Origin of the sequence: Eudoraea chungangensis (assembly GCF_029360665.1) — a bacterium.
GTDB classification, from domain to species: Bacteria; Bacteroidota; Bacteroidia; order Flavobacteriales; family Flavobacteriaceae; genus Eudoraea; species Eudoraea chungangensis.
Window position 1 is genome coordinate 342,666 of the sequence record NZ_JARDUB010000001.1, and the last position, 25,647, is coordinate 368,312.

The 25,647-nt window shown below is 37.6% G+C and carries 19 protein-coding genes; 4 read left to right on the forward strand and 15 right to left on the reverse strand.

The genetic code is table 11. The features are described from left to right. Positions 1–69: 69 nt before the first annotated feature. A complete protein-coding gene (locus PXG98_RS01480; RefSeq protein ID WP_276388625.1) occupies positions 70–1,083 on the forward strand; it encodes a DUF481 domain-containing protein in 1,014 nt (337 codons plus the stop codon). Positions 1,084–1,087: 4 nt separating this feature from the next. Here the strand turns inward: PXG98_RS01480 and PXG98_RS01485 are convergent, their stop codons facing one another. Next, the gene (locus PXG98_RS01485; protein ID WP_276388626.1) at positions 1,088–1,759 is read right to left on the reverse strand and encodes an ion channel; all 672 of its coding nucleotides are present in this window, start codon (positions 1,757–1,759) and stop codon (positions 1,088–1,090) included. A gap of 301 nt (positions 1,760–2,060) precedes the next feature. Between PXG98_RS01485 and PXG98_RS01490 the strand changes: the two genes are divergently transcribed. After that, positions 2,061–2,723: a hypothetical protein gene (locus tag PXG98_RS01490; protein ID WP_276388627.1), complete on the forward strand. Its 663-nt coding sequence runs from the start codon at positions 2,061–2,063 to the stop codon at positions 2,721–2,723. Between the two features lie 236 nt (positions 2,724–2,959). Next, positions 2,960–3,517 carry a lipid-binding SYLF domain-containing protein gene (locus PXG98_RS01495; protein ID WP_276388628.1) on the forward strand — a complete coding sequence of 186 codons (558 nt, stop codon included), beginning with the start codon at positions 2,960–2,962 and terminating at the stop codon, positions 3,515–3,517. 82 nt (positions 3,518–3,599) lie between these two features. On the opposite strand, the gene PXG98_RS01500 is transcribed toward PXG98_RS01495, so the two are convergent. The 13 genes from PXG98_RS01500 to PXG98_RS01560 form a co-directional block, all read right to left on the reverse strand. Next, entirely contained in the window at positions 3,600–4,721 is a 1,122-nt protein-coding gene (locus PXG98_RS01500; protein WP_276388629.1) for a formylglycine-generating enzyme family protein, read from the reverse strand. 77 nt (positions 4,722–4,798) lie between these two features. Then, positions 4,799–6,235: a cardiolipin synthase gene (gene cls / locus PXG98_RS01505; protein WP_276388630.1), complete on the reverse strand. Its 1,437-nt coding sequence runs from the start codon at positions 6,233–6,235 to the stop codon at positions 4,799–4,801. 40 nt (positions 6,236–6,275) lie between these two features. Beyond that, positions 6,276–6,776: a DUF4381 domain-containing protein gene (locus PXG98_RS01510; protein WP_276388631.1), complete on the reverse strand. Its 501-nt coding sequence runs from the start codon at positions 6,774–6,776 to the stop codon at positions 6,276–6,278. Next, complete coding sequence (locus PXG98_RS01515) at positions 6,773–8,143, reverse strand: BatD family protein (RefSeq protein WP_276388632.1); 1,371 nt, start codon at positions 8,141–8,143, stop codon at positions 6,773–6,775. Before PXG98_RS01515 ends, PXG98_RS01510 begins: the two co-directional genes overlap by 4 nt. A gap of 2 nt (positions 8,144–8,145) precedes the next feature. Beyond that, positions 8,146–9,882: a VWA domain-containing protein gene (locus PXG98_RS01520; protein ID WP_276388633.1), complete on the reverse strand. Its 1,737-nt coding sequence runs from the start codon at positions 9,880–9,882 to the stop codon at positions 8,146–8,148. Then, a complete protein-coding gene (locus tag PXG98_RS01525; protein WP_276388634.1) occupies positions 9,875–10,909 on the reverse strand; it encodes a vWA domain-containing protein in 1,035 nt (344 codons plus the stop codon). The genes PXG98_RS01520 and PXG98_RS01525 overlap by 8 nt, the downstream gene beginning before the upstream one ends. A 1-nt stretch (position 10,910) precedes the next feature. Beyond that, positions 10,911–11,882: a DUF58 domain-containing protein gene (locus tag PXG98_RS01530; RefSeq protein ID WP_276388635.1), complete on the reverse strand. Its 972-nt coding sequence runs from the start codon at positions 11,880–11,882 to the stop codon at positions 10,911–10,913. A 5-nt stretch (positions 11,883–11,887) separates the two neighbouring features. After that, positions 11,888–12,925, reverse strand: coding sequence for an HAD family hydrolase (locus tag PXG98_RS01535; protein ID WP_276388636.1), 1,038 nt, complete (start codon positions 12,923–12,925; stop codon positions 11,888–11,890). Between the two features lie 11 nt (positions 12,926–12,936). Next, positions 12,937–13,908, reverse strand: coding sequence for an AAA family ATPase (locus PXG98_RS01540; RefSeq protein ID WP_276388637.1), 972 nt, complete (start codon positions 13,906–13,908; stop codon positions 12,937–12,939). 28 nt (positions 13,909–13,936) lie between these two features. Further along, a complete protein-coding gene (locus PXG98_RS01545) occupies positions 13,937–15,448 on the reverse strand; it encodes an arylsulfatase (protein ID WP_276388638.1) in 1,512 nt (503 codons plus the stop codon). 14 nt (positions 15,449–15,462) lie between these two features. Next, positions 15,463–17,016: an arylsulfatase gene (locus tag PXG98_RS01550; protein ID WP_276388639.1), complete on the reverse strand. Its 1,554-nt coding sequence runs from the start codon at positions 17,014–17,016 to the stop codon at positions 15,463–15,465. Positions 17,017–17,306: 290 nt separating this feature from the next. Further along, complete coding sequence (locus PXG98_RS01555) at positions 17,307–17,990, reverse strand: hypothetical protein (protein ID WP_276388640.1); 684 nt, start codon at positions 17,988–17,990, stop codon at positions 17,307–17,309. Positions 17,991–18,077: 87 nt separating this feature from the next. Continuing rightward, positions 18,078–21,779, reverse strand: coding sequence for a metallophosphoesterase (locus PXG98_RS01560; protein ID WP_276388641.1), 3,702 nt, complete (start codon positions 21,777–21,779; stop codon positions 18,078–18,080). A gap of 237 nt (positions 21,780–22,016) precedes the next feature. Between PXG98_RS01560 and PXG98_RS01565 the strand changes: the two genes are divergently transcribed. Next, entirely contained in the window at positions 22,017–23,198 is a 1,182-nt protein-coding gene (locus PXG98_RS01565) for a Pycsar system effector family protein (RefSeq protein WP_276388642.1), read from the forward strand. A 23-nt stretch (positions 23,199–23,221) separates the two neighbouring features. Here the strand turns inward: PXG98_RS01565 and PXG98_RS01570 are convergent, their stop codons facing one another. Next, the gene (locus tag PXG98_RS01570) at positions 23,222–25,597 is read right to left on the reverse strand and encodes a GAF domain-containing protein (protein ID WP_276388643.1); all 2,376 of its coding nucleotides are present in this window, start codon (positions 25,595–25,597) and stop codon (positions 23,222–23,224) included. Positions 25,598–25,647 lie beyond the last annotated feature (50 nt).

Here is a 25,647-nt window from a genome sequence, read left to right on the forward strand (position 1 = left end):
ATTTAATAATTCTTTTTCGTTTCTTTATCTTGTAAGCCTTGTTTGTCCATTAAATCTAGGGAAACATCCATGCACAAATTTTTACCACTGTTTCTGTTTCTTATATGTTCTTTGGCCTTTGGGCAAAGAGACACGCTGGTTTTTAGAAATAAAGACATTGCAGTTGGGGAAATTAAAAGTCTAAACAACGGAGTCCTTATTTTAAAAACGATGTATAGCGACCAAGACTTTAAAATAGAATTTAATAAGGTAGACGAGCTAATTATTCAGAGAAAATCCCTTATACTTCTTACCAGAGGAAGAAGACGTTACGGCAATATACGCACCTATGAGCCAAAAAAGGTCAGGATTACCCTAACTAATGGGGAAGTGGAAGAGTACCGCTTAAGTGAGGTTGTTGCCTTACAGGAAGTCACAGATAGGTTTTGGGGTAGGTTTAAAGGAAATATAGACGCAGGTTTTACCCTAGCCAAAGCTAATAATAATACCCAGCTTACTGTCTCTGGCGCACTATCGTACAACGATAATAATTGGATAAGTAATTTCTCTATAGAATTATTAAATTCTTCCCAAACCAATACCGACCGGATTCAAAGAAACAATCTACAATTAGAACTCTTACGCCTCCTAGGAAGAAGTTGGTATGTCTATGGCGACCTTGCCTATCTATCCAATACGGAACAGGCCCTAAAAAACAGATATACACCCGGTGTGGGTGTTGGAAACCTAGTAATTAATACCCGCAAGTTAAATTTGGGAGTTTTGGGTGGTTTTACCTTTAATACAGAAGAATTTACAGACGATTCTCCAAGTAGAAATTCTGTTGAATTACTCTTGGGATCTACTTTTAATATGTTTGATTTTAAAGACTTTAGCTTAAAGACGAATATTAACTTTTTCCCCAGCTTATCTGAAAGAGGACGACTTAGGAGTGATTTCGATTTTAACTTAAAGTATGATCTTCCATTAGATTTCTATATTAAGCTTGGGTTTAGTTTTAACTATGATAACCAGTCTGCACAAACAGGTAGTGATTTTGATTATAATTTTACGAGCGGGTTTGGCTGGAAATTTAATAAATAGACTTCTATTCTGCCCTGTTTCGGATATACTTTTCTATTACCACCGCAGTTACGATCACTAAATAAAACTGTCCCAATAAACCAATTAAAACAGTCGCATTTCTGGCCAACCTAGAAACAGGTAAAATTTCACCATAACCTATTGTAAGCAGAGTTATATAACTAAAATAGGTTAAATCGTCTCGTTTATTGGCAAAGGTATGATCTGGTTCAGACAAACCTGCAAAAGAACCAGGTTCCATTAATTCAATGGTCATTAAGATAAAAAACCCAACAAGACCCAGACAAATATAACCACTCATAAGCCCTGTCATTACAGACCTATTGACACTTTTGGTATGCCAGACCTGATGAATAATATCTGAGGTCACCAAACAGTAAAAAGAAAACATTGTGGCAAATTCATAATAAGTGTAGGACCCAACTTCGTTCTGATCTATTGCAGATATTACAAATAAAATAATACTGGTAAATAGGATAAAAAAATAGAGGTAACGTGAACGCTTTTTCTTTGAAATTAAAAGTAGACCGGCAATTATATTGGTAACAAAAAAAATGGAATTCAAATAATTATCATACCAATTATTAGGAACAAATAAGGTGCCAAAAAGAATAAACAACAGGCTAATTAGAAACAGATCAAACCGATACGGATATAAATAATTAATTATTCTCATACTAAAAAAATAAAATTTACAATATCAATAGCTAATTCATTTGAAGGGTTTATGCTTTTCCATAAATATTAACTTGATGAAAGCCGTCCCTTAGGGTTGATTATTAAACACTTTTCGCAATCCAATCAAATTCCATGTATATTAACAAGAACATTAGTAATTAATTCGTAATTATCTCCTAAAGTTCTTTAATATTGCAAGGTTAAGAATAGTTTATTAATTATTCCATAAGAATGGCATTCTTTAATAGTAAATACAAACATAAGGAAGGCCAAAACGTATAACAAGTTAAACATATAAGATGCAAAAAAGAGTGTATTTAATAGTTTTTGTGGCTACAATTCTAACGAGTAGTTGTACTGGCTACAAGGTTATTAAAAATTGGAAAGCAGAAAACCCTTCAATGAAGGATAAAAGTATTTTGGTAATTGGAAGAGTTTCAAAAATGGAAATAAGGCAAGCCTATGAAGATGAAATTACAAAGAGACTTGTATCTAAGGGAGTTGATGCCGTTTCGAGTTATACTAAATTTCCCAACTTTGACCCAACTCAGAAAGTTTCAGAGGAACAATCTGAGAAGATAAAGTCTATCATAGAGGAGAACGGTTATAACGGGGTTATACTCACAGCCCTAAAAGATTACCAAGAAAACTCTAGAGAAATGGGACAGGGAGGCTACCAGGCCGCTGTAGACTATGGTGCAATGTACTATCCTAGTTACTATGGAGGCTTTTATAATTATTATTATAACCCTATGTCTATTTCCTCTGACATTGTTTATGTAGAAAAATCAGGTTCTACTATTACCTCTAAAACCTATATTCTGGAAACCGTGGTTTATAATTTAGATCTTCCTGAAGACAAGCAATTAGTCGCCTGGGTTACTGCTTCGATAGAGAATCCCGACAATGCCGTTGGCACTGCTAGTAACTACGCAAGTACCATCCTGAATAGTTTTAAATAAAAATATATTTGAACTATGGAAATTACAGACCAATAACCACCAGAACAAGGGCTGCGAATATAGATTTCTAAGGCAAGACAAGGCCGTGAATTATTTATTCCCCATCTTGTATTTACCATTCTTTTTTGTACCTTTTGAGACCTTTTTTAAGAGGTTAATTATTGAAGCTTTGGGATTAATTACCTCTTTAATTAGAACACTAAACAAAACACTATTTTAATAATTTTAATTTATCTATGATGAACACTATCCATTTTAAGAAAATGTATTTTTTAATGCTCCTAACCTGTGTGGCTTTTTCCTTTACTTCCTATGCACAAATAGGAGGTTGGAAACCAGAACTAGAGAAAGACTCTAGGGCGGCCTTGCAGCAAATGATTGATGATGTCCCAAAACTTCAGACCTTTAAAAATGAAGCTTATGGCTATGCAGTCTATCCAAAAATAACTAAAGCCGGATTGGTAATAGGCGGTGCTGGCGGTGAAGGAATGGTATTTAAAGGAGGCGCTGCAACCGGATCTTCCAAATTAGGGCAAGGCACTTTTGGTCTACAGGCGGGAGGACAGCAGTACAGCGAGGTAATTTTCTTCGAGAACAAAGCGGCCTATGACAGATTTACCGGAGGAAAATTTAAATTTAGTGGTCAGGCAAGTGCTACCGCCATTACTAAAGGAGCTAGCGCGGATGTTGCCTACCAGGATGGTGTTGCCATATTCACACGAGTAAAGGGTGGATTAATGCTTGAAGCCTCTGTTGGCGGACAGCATTTTTCTTTTACCCCCATTGGTGAGTAAAAGCCCGTGACAATACTTATTTAGAAGGTGTTATTTTCATTTCCTGAGGAATTGAGAATAACACTTTTTTCTGCATACAGCTTTAATTCACATCTACCACGCACCTAAATCCCACATGATTCATCGCACTATCCATTTCCAATGGCATTCTAGCAGAAACTCTATAACTGGCACAGTAACTATCATTGCATAGAAAAGACCCACCCTTAATTACATTTTGTTTAGCATAAGGCTGCGAGGGATCATAACTTTTTTCAGGACCCTTAGGGTTAATAATTGTCTCATTAATGGGAAGGGTCTTATAGTAGTTGATATCATATAAATCTGATGTTATTTCCCATACATTCCCGGCCATATCATAAAGCCCATAGCCATTTGGCTTAAAACTTCCCACAGGAGCGGTGTTTTCAAAACCATCAGCAATAGAATTTTCCGAAGGAAATGCCCCTTGAAAAAAATTACACTCATATGGAGTCTCATTTACATCCTTATTTCCCCATGGGTAAATAGTTTCGTTTAAACCTCCTCTAGCTGCCCATTCCCATTCCGCTTCGGTTGGAAGCCTTTTCCCAGCCCATGTAGCATAAGCCTTTGCGTCAGCTGTGGCAATGTGGACTACAGGATGTGTTTCCTTACCTTCAATAGAGCTTCCTTTTCCATATGGCTCTTTCCAATTTACGTGATTGGTCCATGCCCACCATTGGTAATAATTTGTGAGGTCTGTAATTCCTGGTTTTGGTGTAAAAACCAAAGATCCTGGCTGCAGAGCTTCATCGGGAGGTTTTGGAGTTCCCGGAGGGAGTTGTGTTTTCAATTCCTCCCAATTAATAGGTCTTTCGGCTATGGTCTTATAGTTAGTTTCCTCGACAAATTTTTTAAATTCTGCATTTGTAACCTCATGTTCATCCATATAAAACGAATTTACCTTAACCGGATGTTTGGGAAACTCTCTTTTCAAAGCCAACTTCCCTTCACCGCCCATCATAAACTCCCCCTCTGGTATTTTTACCATTCCATCGATGTTAGTCTTTACTGCGGCTGCCTGAGCCATAACCGAGCTGGCCCGTCCTGTGGGAGGACAACAAGTTTTTCCTTCCGGAAGAGATACAGAACTTGACTGTTGTGTCTTTATAAAATCGCAAGATTCTAGTAAAAAAAAGAGAATAAAAAATATGGCAATGGAATGTTGTGAACTAGTCTTCATAAATAGCAATTTATCTATCAAAGATACTATTCTTTAGGTTTTGGACAGGTTCAAAGCACCCATTATTTGGTAGATAATTACATCAGAGGACTACACAATCTGGCAAGTTTTTCTTTAACTATTTCCATCCTCGACCGTTTGGAATGAATTTCGGAAGTTAATAGTATACTGGCGTCCTGAAATATCTGATACTGTGCCTTCATACTCAAAGTAGTATCCTCATCATATATTAAGGCATTTACTTCAAAGTTTTGCTCAAAACTGCGTATATCTAAATTAGCTGTTCCAATAGAACAGATTGCATCATCGGACAGTATCACTTTAGAATGAATAAACCCCTTATTAAATTGATAGATCTTAACTCCAGCATCTAAAAAACGTCTGAAATAAGACTTAATCGTATAATGAATTATAGAAGATTCGGATTCCTTTGGAACTATAATTCTAAGGTCGATTCCACTAAGCGCCACCGTTTTTATAGCCATAGATAAATTAGAATCTGGGACTAAATATGGATTTACTATATAAACGTATTCTTTGGCTTGATAGAGAATATATAAATATTGTTGAAGAATGTTAGGGTAATCCGCGTCTGGTCCGCTAGAAACGATTTGTAAGGGTATATCCCCTATTGGGGGCATCATCTTAAAAATAGATGGTTTTATTAGGTTTTCACGACTTACAAATAGCCAGTCCGAAAGAAAAACAAAATGTAAGAAATTAACTCCCATCCCTTCAATTCTCAAATGTGTATCCGACCAATGCCCAAGTGTATCATTATCCAAAATATACTTGTCGTCTATATTAATCCCTCCGGTAAAACCAATCTCACCGTCTACTACCAGAATCTTCCTGTGATTCCTATAATTTAATCTTGCTAGTCTACCAAACCGCACTGGCATAAATGGAAATATTGAAACTCCTATTCTTTGAAATTTCAAGATTATATCCTTAGATAAATCCCAACTTCCCACAGCATCATATATTATTCTGACCTCAACACCCTCTTTAATTTTTCTTTCAAAAATTTCTATAAACTTCTCGCATAATATCCCATCAATAAAAATATAGTACTGCAGATGTATATAGGATTTAGCTAGTTCGCAAGCCTGAAAAATTGATTCAAAAGTTTCTGGCCCGTCGTGTAAAATCTTTACTTCATTATTAAAGGTTATAATGGAGCTGTTCACCCTAGTTAATAGTCGAATAAGATGTAAATAGCTTGGAGCAACATCGTGCCTTTTTAAAAGTGTTGTCTCCGCCACTTTTGAATACTTTTGAACAAAGGTCTCAAACTGTTCGTAGTCAATCTCTTTTTTAATATCGAAGAGTTTCCGTTTTCTTAAGTTAGCTCCGAATGAAAAATACAGCAAGGCACCTAAAATAGGCAAGAAAATAATCAGGAGAATCCACACCCATATTCGTACCGGCTTGCTTCCGTCTTTTATCAAAAAGAACATAGAGGAAGAAGCCAGAATTACATGGGCAATTGTACTAAGGGTAATCCATTCCAATTCTACTATTTTTAATTAATAACTTTAGGGTGTATGAGAATTACTTCGAATCTCCTTTGTGATCCTTAATCCAAACCGCAGCTGTGGCAAGTATGTCTTTCCATTCTATCGGTGTTAGCTCTGGGCCTGCATTTTTATTGTACATTGAATTTACCAAAACTTTAGCAGAAATGTCTGTTAATTTTATATTGGAACAACTAGACTCTAGAAACTGCAGCCATTCCTTTCCCGTAAGTGAGGCAACTTTCTCCCTTTTAAAGGCATAAAGAGCGGTAGATTTGAGTAATAAGTTTAGTTGTCTAAATGCCTTTTCGTCTATAGGCATGCTCTTAACTTTTTCTAGCTCCTGCAGTGAAATCTTACGGTATTCATTTCTTTTTCTTTTCAGATAGAGTTTTCTCAAAAGGAAAACTATTCCCATAAGTAGAATGGCTCCAAAAACATACCATCCAGGTTGTGGAGGCCAAGCTGGGATAGGTGGTGGCGCCGTAATTGGCTCTAAGTCTATTTGAATATCTTGTATTTCCATAGTTCTAATCATGGATTGATCTTATACCATTCCTTCTTTTTTCTGATGGAAGCCTCCTTAGTTATCGATTCCCGTCCCTTCTTTATGGAGGCGTATAGATCAGAAGGAAGCTTGGCTTCATCAGACCCTTTATATGTTTCTTCCGATAAATCTTCTATTTCTTCTTCAAATTTCTGGTTATGACTCGCCTTAACGAAGTCGCCAAACTCCGGACCTAGTCTGTTTTCTCTAAAACGATCATACCAAAAAAATAAATTCTTTATTACCTCTTGTCTTTCTCCATTATGAAACGAATTCCTTAGCAAATCCAAATAATGCTCTTCCGAGTTAAGTTTCTTTTCTCGTTTAGTGTCATTGATTAGTTTTAATCTTTTGAAGCCTTCGAAAAGCAGTTTTATCAAGGCAAGAATACTCAGTACTACCAAGGTTAATTGCCACCAATTTAATCCAAACAATTGAAAACCTTCCTCCTCAGGCAATACCTCTTGCTGCTCCAAAGCTAAGGCCTCCTGCAATTCCTTTTGTCTTGTGAGAATAAAGGCCATATCCTTGTTCGGAGCTATATTAATGTCAATAGAATCTATGGTTTCGTATTCCATTTGCTTTGTGTTCAAATTATACCATGGAATGCTAACTTCTGGAATCTTGAAACTTCCATCTTTCTCGACCAAGTATGATAAAATTTCTGTTCTTGTGCCCGTAAAACTAGCTCGATTCTGATAATTAATCAAAGAAGGAGGTTTGGGGTAAATTGTTCCAAAATCAATAGTGGAAATATCCACCGGTGGAATTGCAGCTGCAAGGGCCCCAGAGGCCTTAATGATAATTCTCCGCTCCAGAATGTCCCCAACCTTTATGCTGTCAAAAGCCCTATTCCATACTTCCGTTAGACTTACCTTGTAGGCTGCCAACCACTTAGATTGCTCTGCCTCTTCCGGTGGCGGTAAAACTTCGAAACTTCTCTCTTTAGTATAGACCACTCTTTCCTGCCCTTTATAATCTCCTTCACGTGGACTGCTGATAGTTATTTTAAATGGGGGTAAAGTATTTTTTCCAATGGCATTAGGATACACCACAAATTTTTGTTCTATCGCCGGATATATTTTCCTCCCTATAGTAACAGATCTTGCAGAATTCCTCTGTTCCAGTCTGGTCATTAAGGCCCCTTTAACCTGAATCTCCTCAAAAATTGGTGGTTTAGTAAACCAGGTACTGGTATAGACTGTAATGGTTACTACGAGAGGTTCCCCAACCATTACCTCTTTCTTATTGAAATTGGCAGTGGCCCATACTTTTGCAGGCCCTTGCTGACTAGCTATATTTGGGGTTATTCCTAAGAATAGTATTAAACACCATATGTTGTTAAAAGCACTCTTCATGTCTACCAATCCTCCAATTGTTTTTCAGGCTTAATAGTTCTGTTTTTTATTTGATACGCAAATTTTCTTCTTAAAAATACCGAGGGATCTTCCGTAACCTGCCTTAAGAGTGTTTGCTTGGCCGCATCCTTATCTAGTACAATACTCTCATCGAGTTCAAAAATATCAATAGTATTTTCATCGACTTCCTTAGTTACCATTTCTTGTACATCACCCTTTCCTTTATAAGTCTCATCACTTTTTTGAGCAACATCTTTTTCATCAGGAACTTCAGTATATTCCTGAAATTCTTTTGGTTTACCATCCGGATCGGTAAGATTATCTTCCGCCAAAGAATTGGCCTCTGTGATGCTGTCATTTACCTGGGCTAGCTTTTCCAAATTAATCGAAGCTTTCGCCATTTCTGGATCTAACTGCAATGCAGCATCAAAAGCTTGTTGTGCTGCCTTAAGATCGCCCATATCACTGTAAACCACCCCTAAGTTATAGAAGCCTTCTGGGCTAACATCCCTAGAATAAGCCTCCGCAGCCTTGTCTAATTCTCCCATTTGATAATAGACATAACCCTTGTGAATGTCTGAAGTGAATGTTTCTGCTGCTTCTACTTTTTCCCCTTTCTCTAATAATCTCTGGGCCCGCTGGTCTGCAGAATAAAACAGATTTTTTAAAGAAAAATCTTCTATTCTATTACAAGAGTTAAATGAAAAGAGTAATAGCCATATCCAATGAACTTTCCAACCCCGTCTAAACCAAAATAGACTAATAAATAATAAGGGAAATACTAACCAAATTCCTTGATCTTGCCAGTCCTCTTCGGCATTATCTAAGTCGATTATGAATTCCAGGTTCTGACGAACTCTTGCTGCCAATATACTCACGTCCGTATCGTCTAATGTAACCGTTACTACATTAACATTCTCCAAAGTACCTAACTGATCTAAAGTACTAATATCCAGCCTGCTAATTACCGTATTTCCACTTGCATCTTTTTGTACTCCTTTACCTCTTGGGATAGTAGCGCCATTTGGGGTAGATATTGCCATTAACTCCATATGTGTATGACTTGCCGTTTGCGCAATTCTTTGAATATTATCAGTAGTGAAATTATCGCTTACAATAAGTATGGTACTCGGTGCTTGTACCAAAGCCAGAAGGGAGTCGGCCAGATTCAAAGCATCGTCTAAATTGGTTCCCATCACAGGCATTATATCAGGTCTAAGGGCTTCCATTTGTTTATTAATAGTCTTGTAATCTTTGCTAAAAGGAACCACAGAATGAGCAGACCCGGCGTATGCCACCAAAGAAGTTTTAGAATTCGGGTTCGCCTTAAAAAAATCCTTTAATTTTAATTTTGCTCGTTCCAATCTGTTGGGTTGAATATCTTCTGCCAGCATCGATCGGGAAAGATCCAAAAGAACTATCATTACCGCCTCTGTTCTTTGCCCTGGCTTTTCTATTCTTTCCCATGTAGGTCCGGCCAAAGCTAAAGTCATTAAGGACAGAAGTAATACCAGCAAAGCTTTTGGTATTATAAACTGACGACTGGTACCTGGTATCGTTAAATAGGGCAGGAGATGCGCTGCATAATTTCTTTTCCAATTTTCTCTTCTTTTATGATTTAGCACAAAGAGTATAATCAAAAGAAGTATTGGAAAAAAAGCGTACAACCAATCTGGCCTTAGAAAAAATAAGTTCTCCCAGGCAAGCTTTATATACTCATTTAAAGATAAATCATCCATATTCCTTGGGTTTATAGAAGATTAGTCTAAAGGAATACCCTATTCCCATTATTAAATGATATCCCAAGGCTGCAATAAAAGCAACTATCAAGGGGTAATAGAAAAGAAGTCTCTTAGGAATATAGTCTTTATTCTCGTATTCAATCGGTTCCAATTGATCTAATTCGTCATATACCTGCTCCAGTCTTTCCCGATCCGAGGCTTTAAAATACTGACCTGTTGTTGCCTTTGCAATCTCTGTGAGGGTATATTCATCTAATTCATAAATCTGTGCTTCTGTGGTGCCTATCCCGATAGTATAAATTACAATACTATCTGCCGCAGCGAGCCTTGCCGCTTGTATAGGTTTTAATTCGCTACCGCTATCGGCACCATCGGTAATAAGTACCATTACCTTTTTCTGAATACTATCCTGTTCAAAAAGCTCTACTGCCTTACCAATAGAATTGCCAATGGCTGTTTTGGCCCCTGCCATACCCACTTCTGATTCTTTTAATAAAGATTCAACTACCTCAAGATCATCTGTAAACGGGGTCTGTAAATAAGCCTGAGAACCAAATAAAATTAGTCCCATCCTATCCCCCTTTCTCCGAGATATAAATTCTGCCATTACCTCCTTTACAGCCTCCCATCTGGTAGTTTTTACACCTTTCTGATTAACCCAGTCCCTGGTCTCCATACTTAGTGAAATATCCACGTTTATAAGAAAATTACGAGCTGTTTTAATTTGTTTTTCAGGTTCTCCAATAAGTTGAGGAGAGGCAGCGGCACATACAAGAGAAATCCAAACGAGTAAAAGAAGGACTAAGGCGATCGGATTTCTTTTTGCTATTTGCACTCCTTTTGTTGGCTTCTCTTGCTTTAAGCGGATAATCTCATCAAAAAAAGGAGCAAATAGAGATTCAGCCCTATATCGCAGTGGTTTTAATGCCAAAATCAAAATAGGGGCAAGAATTAGCCATAACATCCAAGGATATTCAAACTCCAAATGCCCTGAGGTCCATATTTCTTTAAGTTCTGAAAACACTTTATTTACCGTTCCTTTTCCTGTTTCCAGCCAGTATTTCTCTTAACTGTTTAGCCGCAGAATCTAAGGTATTTACTTGAAAATAGGGGATGCCAAATTTTTTAAAACCAGTGAAGAGATCTTCATTCTTTGTGGAAAAGTTTTTGGCATAATCTGCTCTTATCTTTTGGCTTTGGCTTAACCTAGTCTGAAATTCGCCATCTGAAATAACCAAATTACTCTTAAACAATATCTCTTCCCCCGGATCACTTACCTTAGCTATTATAACATCATTTCTTTTCCTAAGCCTTATAATGCTCTTCATCGATTCGCTGTTAAACGAATGAAGGTCACTAATAACTACAACCAAATAATCGTGGGTGATAACTTCTTCCGAATGTCTTAAACCCTCATTTAAGGCGTGTTTAATAGCATTTGTCTTTTTTTCAGCCCGTAATTCTTGATTTTTTTTGGCAATTAAAGACAAATATTGTTGAACAGATTTTCTATCCCTCCTTGGCTTAATGTAATCTATGTGGTTATCGTTAAAAACCAAACCTCCTACCCGATCTCCTACTTCTAAGGTCCTCCAACACCCAACTGCAGCCAATTGCGCCGCTACCACAGACTTTAGATAGACCATTGTACCAAAGAACATAGAACTCGACTGATCGACTATAAAAAAAACAGGGCGTTCCTTTTCTTCTGTAAATTCCTTGGTGTGTGTTTCCCCAACTCTGGCGGTAACCTTCCAATCTATATTGCGAATATCATCTCCGGGAATATACTTACGTACCTCATCAAAGTCTAATCCTCTACCTCGAAGTTTTGATCGATGTTTCCCAGATAGAACGCTTTGAACTGCATATTTCGGCAAAAAACTAAATCCCCTCGCCTCATATTGAAGTCCAATTAGGTCTCTCAGGTTTACATAAACTTCGGGAGGACCTTTTCGTGACTCTTCTTCGTTCTTTGTTAGAAGTTCTTTGGGCATACGATTTACTCATTTTCTAATTGAAAGGGATATACAGTTTTCCAGTCTTTTGCCATATCAATTATTGTCCATCCCCTTTCCAAAGCCTCATCCAGACCTTTGTCTAACTTACCTATATGGGAGTCTCGGTCGTATGCCCATTCTCTATCAGCATCTGTATGATGAGTATACAGCATAAAACTTGGGTATTTATTAGACGCAGTGTATTGCATCATCTGCAAATCTCCATCCGAATTTCCCGAAGCAAAGATTGGTCTCTTTCCAATAAATTTACTTATGCCCACAGGCTTTCCTTCTTTATCATCTATAAATTCCAAAGCTGGACTTCTTCTAATGGTAGGTTTCCCCTCATTATAATTGAATTCCTTTTTAATGGAACTACCAACTACCTGATAGGTAGGAATTCCATATACCTCACTTACCCAAACTCTCATAAAATCGACTCCCCCACCCGAGACAATAAATGTTTTAAAACCATTGTCCCTTAAAAAATCCAACAACTCTAGCATGGGCTGATAAACCATGGCATTATATGGCTGGTTAAATCTTGGATGTTTAGCAGTCTGAAGCCATGATATAACTTGCTCCTGAAATTCTTCATCCGACATACCTGCATGACTAGCCATTACAATTTCCAAAATACCTTTTTCGCCTTGCTGTAGCAGCTCCTCCATATCATTGTCTAAAATGGCTTTGAAAGGTTGATCCGTTTGCCATTCCGGGTGGTCTGGTGCCATTTTTTTAATCTGTTCTATCGCATATATCAATTGAAAATACAAGGGCTGCTCAGACCATAGATTCCCGTCATTATCAAAAGTTGCAATCCTATCCTCTATTGGGACAAAACCCTCTCCACCCTCCAAGGTTACCATCTCAACATACGATATTATCGCACTTTTGGTATCGCCCTCATTCCATGAAGGAAGCGGATCAACGGTAACAACCTCTATCTGCGAAGGAGTATCTAAATTAACCGATTCCTTACACCCTACCAGTAAAAGGAAAGCAAAAGACAACACATAGCCTAAAACATTTATTTTCATACTTTTTAATATTAGGCGACTGCCACAAGTTTTAATAATTCATCAATTATCTGATTTTTGGTAACCCCCTCTGCATTGGCTTCATAACTTTGTACTATTCTATGCCGCAAAATGTCATGAGCAACAGCTCTAACATCATCGGGACTTACAAAGTCTTTTTCATTCAGCCAAGCATTAACACGACTACACTTATCAAAGGCAATCGATGCTCTGGGGCTGGCTCCATAGTCTATCCATGAAGCCAGAACCTCAGAATACTTTTCTGGATATCTAGTGGCATTTACCAATGCCACGATATAGTTCTCGATACTCTCAGACACATGTATCTTATGAATATCTTTTCGTGCTTCAAAAACGATATCTTGAGAAAGAGTCTCTTTCTCTTTTGCCTTGCTGGGGGAAGAAGCTTCTTCACTTCTTACCAAACTTAGTACTTTAATCTCTGAAGCCACATCTGGATAATCTACAATTACATGCATTAGAAAGCGATCCATTTGGGCTTCCGGAAGAGGATAAGTCCCTTCCTGCTCAATAGGGTTTTGCGTTGCCATAACCATAAAAAGTGGGTCCAAAGCATGCGTTTCACCAGCAACAGTAACCTGTCTTTCTTCCATAGCCTCTAACAGTGCCGATTGTACTTTAGCCGGAGCTCTGTTGATCTCATCGGCCAAAATAAGGTTATTAAATATTGGACCAGGCTGAAAAATAAACTTCTCTTTAGCTTCAGGCTGATAAACTTCCGTTCCTGTAATATCGGAAGGAAGAAGATCTGGTGTAAATTGAATCCTACTTAAACCTGCGTCTAAATTCTTGGCAAGGCTACTAATAGCCCTAGTTTTAGCAAGTCCCGGAAGACCTTCTAATAAAAGATTTCCGTTTGCCAAAAGCACTAAAATTATTCGCCTTACAATATTCTCCTGCCCTAAGACGGAGGAATTCATCTCCGTCTCTAAAACATTAATGGCCTGAAGATTTTTATTCATTAGTGAAATTTAAAATTATGGTCTATAACTAATTCTGTGGTCTGCTACCAAGGCTTTGTACCACTTTGTCAATTCCCAAGGAACTTCCACTAACCGGTGGAAATTCTTTAAATGTTTCCAAAAATTTGGCGGCATAGGCCTGTGCCGGAACAAAAAGCCACATATTGTCTCCATACCATTTAGTGTACATCGAAGACTTCCAAGACACTTCAAATGGATCAGCTCTTAAATTAATAACTAATGGCCAGGACGGGGTAACTCTAAAAGCCTCATTTATGGCACCTTCCATATAGGAAAAATGTAATTTCCAATTATTATACCTAATCGCGTTTAGATTACCTCCTGCATCAAAATAGAAAATCTCTTTTCTCGGATTTTCAGAAACATCTCCCTTCCATAGAGGCATAAGGTTATACCCATCTAAGTGAACTTTAAAGTTCTTTCCATTTGCCTCGTAACCATTAAGTAATTTCTCTTTTACATCCGATACTCCAGCAGCAGCTAATAAGGTGGGCATCATATCTTCGTGTGAATGGATATCATTCGATATGGTACCTGGTTTAATAACCCCAGGCCATCTTATAACACATGGTACACGAAAGCCCCCTTCCCATGTGGAGCCTTTTTCCCCTGCAAAGGGAGTTGTTCCTCCATCTGGCCAGGTGAATTTTTCAGCACCATTATCGGTAGAATACATTATTATAGTGTTGTCTATTATACCTAACTCCTCGAGTTTATTTAAAACTAATCCGATAGACTTATCGTGCTCCACCATTCCATCAGGATATAAACCTATACCGGTAACGCCAGAGCTCTCTTCTTTTAAATGGGTCCATACATGCATTCGTGTGGCACTTAACCAGACAAAAAATGGTTTCCCAGCATTATGAGCCCTCTCTATGAAGGATATGGCTGCATTGGTAAATTCCTCATCTGCAGTCTCCATACGCTTTCTGGTAAGTGGTCCGGTGTCCTCAATATTCCCATCCGCATAAGAATGTAACACTCCCCTTGGTCCAAACTTTTCATGAAAAGCTGGGTCTTTAGGGTAATAATATCCCTCAGGTTCTTCTTCGGCATTTAGGTGATAAAGGTTTCCAAAAAATTCATCGAAGCCATGATTGGTCGGTAACATTTCATCACGATCCCCCAAATGATTTTTACCAAACTGTCCTGAAGTATACCCCTGATTTTTTAATAATTCAGCTATCGTGGGCTGGTTATCCTTAATACCCTGAGCTCCTCCAGGCATTCCTATGGTCAACAGACCCGTTCTAAACGGATGTTGTCCCAATATAAATGCCGCCCTTCCAGCAGTACAGGACTGCTGGGCATACCAGTCTGTAAATACTGCTCCTTCTTTTCCTATTCGATCAATGTTAGGGGTTTTATACCCCATCATTCCTTGGCTGTTAATGCTTATATTAGAATAACCGATATCATCTCCCCAAATGACAAGTATATTGGGCTTTTTAGTCTGCTGCGCAAAAGTGTTAACCCCGAACAGCATTAGGGCTGTAAAAAAGACTTTAATTTTCATATAATAGGTCTTATTTATTTAGATCCTCCTCCTTTGCTCAACTGCTCCATTACCTGGTCTAAAGAAAAACTAGCCGCCTTTTGACGAGGTGGGTATTCTTTAAATGTGGACAAAAACTTACCAACATATTGCTGGGCTGGAACCAACAAATAGGCTCTGTCTATCAACCAGTCGTAATACGTATTTGAGGTAGTCTGCGCCCTTTCATATGGGTCTTGCCTCAAATTGAACATTAATGGAATTCTCAGCGGTGTAAAAGGGTTAGCCCACAACAGAAGGGTTCCCTGAGCTCTTTGCTCCATAAATACCAATTTCCATTCGTCGTATCTAAGCGCAGATAAATCACCATCATCTGTAAAATAAAATATCTCATGTCTTGGACTAGGCACATTAACCGGGTCCTTTAAGTGGTCTATAAGGTTATAACCATCTAAATGGATCTTATAATTTCTTCCAAGGGCACTGGAAGTATACCCATCCAAAAGATCTTCTTTGATATCTGTTTTACCTGCAGCGGCCACAAAAGTTGGCAACCAATCCATATGGTGAATAATACCATTACTAACACTTCCCGGTTCAATTACTCCTGGCCAGCGAACAGCAGCCGGTACTCTCCATCCGCCTTCCCAATTGGTGTTTTTCTCTCCCCTAAAAGGTGTAGCGGCGGCATCAGGCCATGAATTATAATGGGGACCATTATCTGTAGAATAATGGACAATTGTATTATCTGCAATTCCCAATTCATCCAAAACTTTTAGGAACTGTCCAATATGCATGTCGTGCTCTACCATTCCATCGCCGTATTCACTCTGGCCAGATATTCCTCTTAATTCAGGCTTTACATGGGTTCTAAAATGCATTCTGGTACCGCTCCACCAAACAAACCAAGGTGTCCCCGCAGCCGTTTGTTGTTTAATGTAATCTATTGCTGCGGCGACAGTTTCGTCGTCTACTGTTTCCATACGCTTTTTAGTTAACGGACCAGTATCCTGAATACTACCATCTGCGCTCGACTTTATCACTCCTCTGGGACCATAGGTGTCTCTAAAAGTTCTTCCATCAGCCATAATCATGTCTCCAGGGTAATCTTCATTCTCTGGTTCTTCCTCTGCGTTTAAATGATAAAGGTTGCCAAAAAACACATCAAAACCATGGTTGGTAGGTAACATTTCATCTCTATCGCCCAAATGGTTTTTTCCAAATTGTCCAGTAGCATAACCTTGGTCTTTAAGTAAAACAGCAATAGTTGGGTCTTCTACTCTCATTCCCTCTTTTGCTCCAGGCAAACCTACCTTAGACAATCCTGTTCTAAATACGCTCTGTCCCATAATAAACGAAGACCTGCCGGCTGTGCATGATTGTTCCCCATAATAATCTGTGAAAATCATTCCTTCTTTGGCAATTCTATCAATATTAGGAGTGTGATATCCCATCATGCCCTTGGTATAGGCACTAATATTAGACTGCCCGATATCATCTCCCCAAATAACAAGAATATTTGGTTTTTTTTGACCATAACCCAAGGTTGTCATAACCGCAAGGGCCAACAATAAAATTCTTTTTTTCATTCGTTCTAGATTTAGTGTTTATGTATAATTCTCAATAGTCTTCCGGTTCAGCGAAGCAAGCCTATTTACCATAGGGGAAATAGAAGCACTGTCTGCGCTTCTAAAAAATAGTATTACTTATTTTAATCTATGTCTAAGTTGTTTGAATGGCCTTGACGGGAGATAGTTCAATTCCGGGAAGTAAGATAGGACAATAAAGTCTTATTCAAAAAAAAAATGGTGCATATCACACCATTTTTTAATCTTTTTTGTTCTCAATAAATAATCCAAGTCTATTCCATAGAATATTTCTAATCCTCAAATGCTTTAACCATAGTATCCATATACTTCTTTGCAGTTTTATAGGCCTCCTTAGGATCCGTAAGGCTAGAAGTAACTACAGCAACTAACTGATTCTCTTCCGGTTCATCTAAGTTATAAAACACCGTTTCCAGAATATACGTAGTCGAGGTACTGGTTGTGGTAGATACTGGAGCATATCCTGTATAGCCACCATAATATGGCCCATAAGCATATGGGGTCCGATAATAATTATAAAAACCCCCATAATATCCAGGATAATAGCCTCCATAGCCCATACCCACAGATACGCCACTTGTAGAAGTTGTCGTTGTTTGTTCTTTATCCTTTACGGCTACCACTACAATTCCGTTATAACCTTCACTATCTAGAACACTTTGTACTAAAGCAACTCTTTCCTCCGAAATCTCTCTATTGGCATATACTTTCGGGAACTTCTTAAAACTTTCTGTTGCCTTTATACCAGCAGTATTTAACTCATTCGCTAATGCCTCTTCAAATGCGATTCTTGAAGTATTGTCCGCAGTTCTGGCATAAACCAAAACATTCTTTTTCTTAAACTTTTCAACCGTATCCTCACTCGCCTCCCATGAATCAAGCACTTTAACACTACCACAATTCTGCATCGACATTGCTATTAAAACAACAAAAATTATTAAAAGACTTCTTTTCATATATATAAATTTAAAGATTTTTAAGAACTGCAAGCTACTAAAATATGTTAAGTAATCATGCGAGTGTAATAAACTATTTATTTAAAACTATAGCCCTAAAACAAACCCAAAAGAAAGTCGCAAACCATCGTCAGAGTGAAAAAGACCTAGATTGGCTTTTACCATGTCTACGGCATTTACAAAAAATCCCCCGCCAACAGACGTATTCCAGCTCTCAGCATTAAAAGACGGATCCAATACTAGGTCATCACTAACCCAAATTCTTCCGAGGTCAAATCCCCCGTAAATACCAATTTCAAGTGGTAATATCGCAGTTTTATATCGTTTAAAATTGAAGAGAATATCTGAAGATTGATAAAAAGAAGACTTCCCGGTAAATCTCTGATTTCTATACCCCCTTAATCCATCATCTCCTCCAATGCTGGCTGCCTGATAGAATTCAAAATCATCTCCAAATATTATATGTGCTTTAGATTTGGTGGATAAAACTAGTCTCTCATCTGAACTGATTTTATAATGAAAGCCCATTGTTGGTTTGAAGAAACCAAAAGAATTAGAATTTTCTATGTTAGAAGTATAGCCAGAGAGTAACTCGAACTCCATTCCAAAAGTTGGAAAAGTCTTGCTATCGTATATTTGGTAGCGATAGGCAATCTCGGCGCTAAGGAAATTATTTCTTACCTCTTGAGGAACTATGGATGAAAACAGATTAATATATCTTCCCTCTGTTTTGTCCAATTCAATGGATTCATATTTAGTCCCTATGGTAAATTCTCCATTATTTTCCCCTCTCCAAACCAAGCCTGCATATCCCATTAAGACCCCAATTTTTACCCTGTTGTAGTCTAAATTAAATCGATCTTCATTTACCACGTTTGGATTGGGAGTTGAATTCCCATAACCAAAAAAGTTTATGCTGTAATTCGGGCTAGTAAATCTTCCTTTAATATCTAGATTTAAATTCCCTAAAACATGTGCAAATTCTCCATTGTATCCCAAATCAAATCCTCCCGTGGAGGTGTAAAAAGCAGCTGCGAGCAGGTGACTTGAAGTAAAAGGATTGCGCTCAAAACCATAGGTCTTTAAATTTTCAATAAGTCCAATTTTTAAGCCATCATCTGGATTGGCACCAATAATTGGAACCAAGGTATTTACATTGTACTTGGGCTTGCTATAGTCATAGTTATTATTTTCGTAGTCATCTTTAATATGCTTTCTCCCTTTTGAAGTCAGGACTGTATTTGGCTTACTTTTAAAATCATATATATGGGTTTTGCCTCCCTCGAGAACCTCATAGGTATCATTGTTGGCTCCACCAATCATTCTTACGGGGATTGGTTTGTTACCTTTTCCATTTACTTGGAAGTAATCATCATCGTCCAATCCATAAATCCATATCTCCTTAGTATAATTATGAGAATATTCTCTTTCATGAATCTTGGGGCCCTTTTTTCCACCCTTAATTCTATAGGCAGTAACTTTAGTTACACCGAATGACTTCCTTTCAATATCAAACCAATCGTCCTTATCGGTTCCCTTAATCACTGCATACTTACTAATCACTTTGTAATAGTCTGCTGCTATTTTGACTAGGTTAGCCCTGCGGCCTCGTAATTTTCTTTTTATGTCATCTATAGTCTGGTTTTGAAGTTCTGGAGGTATTCCTAAGAAAGCCTTTTCTATTACCTCATCTGTAATATGTTCAGATATAAAGGCCGCCTGATTAAGCCAAACTTCCTCTCCGGAATTCTCAATTAGGGCAACATCTAGAATGTATGGATTAAAATTACTCCATCTAATTGCTTTAATATCTTCGTCGTAGGAGTTCAATAATCTGGTGGAAGCGGCTAGGGTTGTGGCCATCCCTAACATAAATCCGTCGTTCATAATTGAAAAAGCCTGATCTCTATCACGAGGAACGGGTTTGTAAATAGTGGCCCCTTCTTCTTTAAATACGGCCCAACGCCATTGATCCTGGTGTCTGTCCCAGTCTCCTATCAACATATCAAACATCCTGGCCCGTATATAGGCTTGTTCATCTATTCTATGGTTTTCATTCTTACGAATTTTATCCATCATATCATAGGTGCTAATCATCTCATTGGCATACCCAAAACTCGCCTTATCTCCATGACCATCGTCTGTCCTTTCTTCAATCATATACAAAGCATCCCCAAATTCATCATTGTATTTCCCAATGGCGTTTTGTTTGGGTACATAATACAATTTAGGATTAGTATGAAAAACACCAACGGCATCCGACAAATCACCTGTGATAAATGGTATATATGGGTGATCGCCTGTAAACACATCTAGAATTAATTCTTCCGTTGCCGTTTTATCAAATTCGTCCTTAACGTATTGGTCTTTAAATCCTACTGATTGAATATACAAAAGAGCATCTTTACGCATTGCCCTCATAATATACTGCTGGCCTTTATTGTTCTCTAGTCTGAGTGAAGTGGACTGATGCCCACCCCCCTTTCTTATTGGGGTAAGACCCCCAAACAAAGTGTCCAGGTCTACAGTCGGAGCTTGGATTCCCGTACTATAAACATCCCTATATCGTTCCCCCCATAGCCATTTATAAAAATTTGATTTTTCAGTTTCCTCCTCCGTATAAATAGAAGCCTTTTTTGTAGGTGGAAAGTCTTTAGCAAAGGACGGCACTTCTTCTTCCTCTGCCTCAAATACCGTGGTACTAAAAACTGTTGCCTTATCTTTTGAAGAATAAAAGGCAACTTCAGAAGAACCATCCGTATATACCATAAGTTTCGCAAATCCTGGAGCTCCATAAGAGAACTTTCCTCCTCCAACGTTTCGAGTTGGTGTTGTTTTAGAACCAGCGCCACTCACAATTTGCGGCAAATTGGCCTCAACCAAGTATTGAAGACTATGTTCGTGACCCGAAACAAAAATTACACGATCATTTTCCTGAGAAAGTGTTATAATCCTCTCCCGTAGTTCGTCATATCGTTTGTGTTGAATATCCGCTGGGGAAACCCCACCGGCTCTTCGCAAAACATTTTTTAGGGTTCCTAAAATAGGAATAGGGGTCATGTGCTGACCTACGGAGAATTGACCGCCATGTGGGCCATTAGTAAAAAGTGGATGATGCAAAGCAACCACCGTAGTCTTACCTCTGGCTTTTTTAATAAGGCTTTCATATTCTATAAAAAACCGATTTCTCGACCTTATCTCACAATCGTCATTTAGGGTTGGGTGCTTGTCCCACTTTGTGATATACCACTCAGTATCAACCACTATTAATTCAACCTCATCATTAATTTTGACTTTTCTTATTGGACAGCCATTCTCCGGCAAAAAAGTATTTTTCCCCAACCTATCTTCAATATACTTTTCTTGTCTTTTTAAGCCTTCTGGTCCCTGACTGTACCAGTCGTGATTCCCAGGTATAAAAATACTTCTTCCCGGAAATTCTTTGACAGCTGAAATCTGAACATCCAATTGATGTTCTGCCATCTCTCTCCCTTCTTCTTCTTTCTTTGGCAACCCTTTGGGGTATATATTATCGCCCAAAAACAGGGCGGTTGAATTCTTGTTTGCCTTAGATAATTCTGTCTGAAAATCTCGTAAAGCGACCGTCATAGAGTCTTTGGGAGAATTCCCCGCATCTCCGATTAGATAGAAGGTATGTTCTATTTGTTTTTCAGCACTTAATGTACTAAGCTCTTCCTTATGGTATTGAAGCTTATGTGAAGCACATGAACTTAAAACCAAAAGTCCTGCAAGAATAAAGGAGGTTTTAAAGAATAGTTTCACGGGCATAATTATTCTATTTCTGATCTCTGTCGAAAATTTTATAGGTAAATTACTAATATAGCGCCAAAATCCAATAGGAAGTCGTCTATTATTAAATTTTAGTTTTAATGGTAAGGTATTAGATAATTTTCGTCTACTTTAAGGCTAAAATAACAAAGGCCGGATCACGGTTAACCATCAAAATACGACATATATTTTAAGGAGATATAGTTAATTCGTATTTTAGATTAATAAACACATTTTATGTCTTCAATTCTGGAAAAAACAGAGTCTTTTGCAACCGAACTTTTAGTTTCGCATCTAGATCCGAAGTATTTATATCATAATCTCAGACATACACAACGTGTAGTTAAGAGCACATATGAATTGATAGAAGCCCTTGAACTGGCTACAGATGAGAAGGAGATTCTAATTCTCTCGGCTTGGTTACACGATGTAGGATATACAAGAGGACATAAGAATCATGAGAAAGAGAGTTGTATAATAGCCGAGGAATTTCTTAGTTCGCAGAACTATCCAAAGGAGCGGATTGAAAAGGTAAAGTCGTGCATTATGGCCACTGTAATGCATCATCAACCTACAAATTTGAATGAAGAAATAATAAGAGATGCAGACTCTTCCCATTTTGCTCAAAAGAGCTATTTGGAAACCTGCGAACTACTGAGGGAAGAATTAGCTCTTCTAGGAATAGCAAGTTTTAATGTAAAAGAATGGCTCGGAGAAAACATTAAAATGCTTAGAACTAAACATCACTATTTTACAGACTATGCCAAATCCGAGTGGCAGCCTAAGAAAGACAAAAACCTAAGTAGGCTAATAAAAAGCAAAAAAACGATCAAAGAAATTGTGAAAAAGGAGGCTATTAAGGCTAAATATAAAAATGAAAGTCCGGATAGGGGGGTTCAGACTTTGTTTAGGGTAAGCTTAAAAAATCATTTAACCTTGAGCGATATTGCAGACACCAAGGCGAATATCTTGCTGTCCGTAAATGCCATTATTATTTCATTGGTTTTGGCAAATCTAATCCCAAAATTAGATAACCCATCCAATGCCTACCTGATTTATCCAACCGTTGTTTTTTTAGTGTTCAGCGTAACTTCTATGGTTCTCGCAGTAATTGCTACACGCCCAAATGTTACAAGTGGAGAGTTTAGCAAAGAGGATGTTACGAACAAAAAAGTAAACTTACTCTTTTTTGGAAATTTTCATAAAATGAGCCTAAACGACTATGAGTGGGCAATTCAAGAAATGGTAAAAGACAAGGAATACATTTATTCGTCACTTACCAAGGACTTGTATTTCTTAGGCCTGGTTCTTAATAGAAAATATAAAATACTTTATTGGACGTATACTATTTTCATGATAGGTGTAATAATTTCAGTCATGGCTTTTGGAGTAGCTTTCCATTTTTATGGCACTCCTTAACCCAAAGCAGAATTCAGTAAATATTAGTCTACTTTTAATTCATTCATTAAGTCTTCGTAGGTATAGGTATTCTCCTGTTCCTTATCCTTCTTGTAAAGGATTTCTGCACGAATAGCTTTTAGTCCTGAAACCCCTTGTAAACCTTCTAACTCAACAATTTCTATATTATTCGTAAAATAGCCTTTTGCCTTTAAAAAAGATATATATCTCAAGTATTCCAGTTCGTCCTTTTTCTGAGAATATACAATGGCTAATTTACCTTTTTGGGTAAGTCTTTCTCTGGTACCTTTAATTGTTGATTTATCGATACGTTTTTTAATTATTTCGTAGCGTGCATTATACGTACCATCTACGTCGAATCGCTTTTCGTCCATTCTAAAACGTATAGACAAAGAGGTGCTATAAACCAATACCAAGGATGCAACATCTAAAGGAACTTCCAATTCAGGTTTTAGTCGATAATAACTGTTTTCCATTTCACACATAACTTGTAACTGCCATAATCTTAAATTATTAAGATATAAAGTGTCAAAAGTTTTATCTCTTGAAATTGAATTTCCAATATACATATTGTGCTCTATGCCATCCGTCTTATAGCGTTCATAGAAATGGGGAAACATTTGTTGTGCTTGCTCCTGGTGCTTGTCTAACACAGAAGCTAGTTTTTTATTGATTTTCATTACACTCTGATCATACTGCTTTCTATGATCGTAATAGGAATGTGTATTTTCATCAATAGATTCCTCATAGGCCTTAACTAGTTGAGACAGACCTTCGTCGATAGTTTTGAGATGTTCCAAAACGGGCACTATATCAGCATTGACGAAATCATATATAGATTGTTCCATATTAGAATATAGCGCCTCCCGCACATCAACTACGTAGTTTTCTATTCTAAAATTAAGTTCTTCATAAATTGGCAGTTTCTCCAATTCAAAAGCAGCTTCTAGAATATTCTTAATATGGGATAATTGAATCATTAGATCCCTCTGTATTGCCGTGTTTCTGGCATTTGAAGATTCACTAATATCAATTTGACCGTACAACGGATATACCTCTTTAAATACAATTTCCTTGAAAGATGGCTGTTTTTCTTCCAGGCCATCCATAATAAATTGCTTCGCTTCTTGTTCAAATCTCCAATGTACTGACTTATGAACCGCGGTACATTCATTTTGAATTACTGCATCAATTAAGTTTTCTTCTTCAATTTTAGAACGGACTACCGCTGCCACTATGTAGGGCATTACATCTTCTAGCTTATTAGCGTTAATTCCGTTTAGTTTATTCTTTTTTGTTGAAACTAGTTCTAATACCCCTAACAACTGACCTTCATTGACGATAGGAGCAAAAATGGCGCTCTTAATTCCTTGCTCATACAGAGATTTATAAGGCGCACTTCCTTCAGAGATTTTATATGCTTTGTCTACATCCGAAATAGCGAAATAGGATTTTTCTTCTAAAAGTCTCTCATAAGAACCTTCACAGAGTAGCTTATTGCAGATTTTCTTGTTAGCATCATTTAGGAGAAAGCTCTCCATTCCGTTTCCAAAAACTCTTTCTAATTGATCCTCTTCAGCGTTATAGGTAACAAACCCTATTCTAAGCTCTTTAACTTTAAAAAAAGATTTAAAGGTTTCTTGGAGATCCGTGATAAAATTTTCACTTCCTCTTTTATCGCTTGATATCAATGCCGTCTTTATCTCAGATATCGTGTGTTCAGCAGTAACATCAAACATATTAGAAATAACGAATCCTTTTGAAATAAAGCTATTGGGAGGAATCATCTCTTTCCATAAACTCATGTCCTCTGGATTCTCTAACAGTCTATCTACATCTTCTTGAGTAATATCTTTGGAGAGGGAAGTAGGTATTATTTCCATAAAATCTGCATTGTACAGTATGCGATAATGCCGCATAATACCATTGGCATCGGGAATATCATAAAAATATGGTCTGCTAAAATCTAATTGATATCCGTAATGAAAATTCAGAATTACAATACAGGCCATGATGTAGTCTATCCCTTCTTCCTGATTCCGTAAAAAAGGGACGTAGTCTGTTCCGGCATTTTCAACTATTTTTTTAAACCTGGGAGATGCGTTAAAAAGTACATTGTAATATGGTAAGGAAGCGGTCTTTATTTCATTTTGTCCCAGGACATCCGCAAAAGAGTCTTGTAAAATTACTTTAATAACGTCTTCATGTTCTTGTAGCAAGGATACATCATCAAAACCTTCTCGGAGTATGGGGTATGGAGCCTGTGTTTTTAGAACGTGCTTTGCCTTGGACGCCAAAAACTTATCCGGGCTTTTAGCCATCTCGTCATACCTTTTTAATATCTTATCAAAACTGATAAGCATTTGTAAGGGCATTTCTTTATCTGTAGTTTTCATCATGATACTATTAGTCTGCAATACCTTCATAAAATTACAAAACAAATCGATTT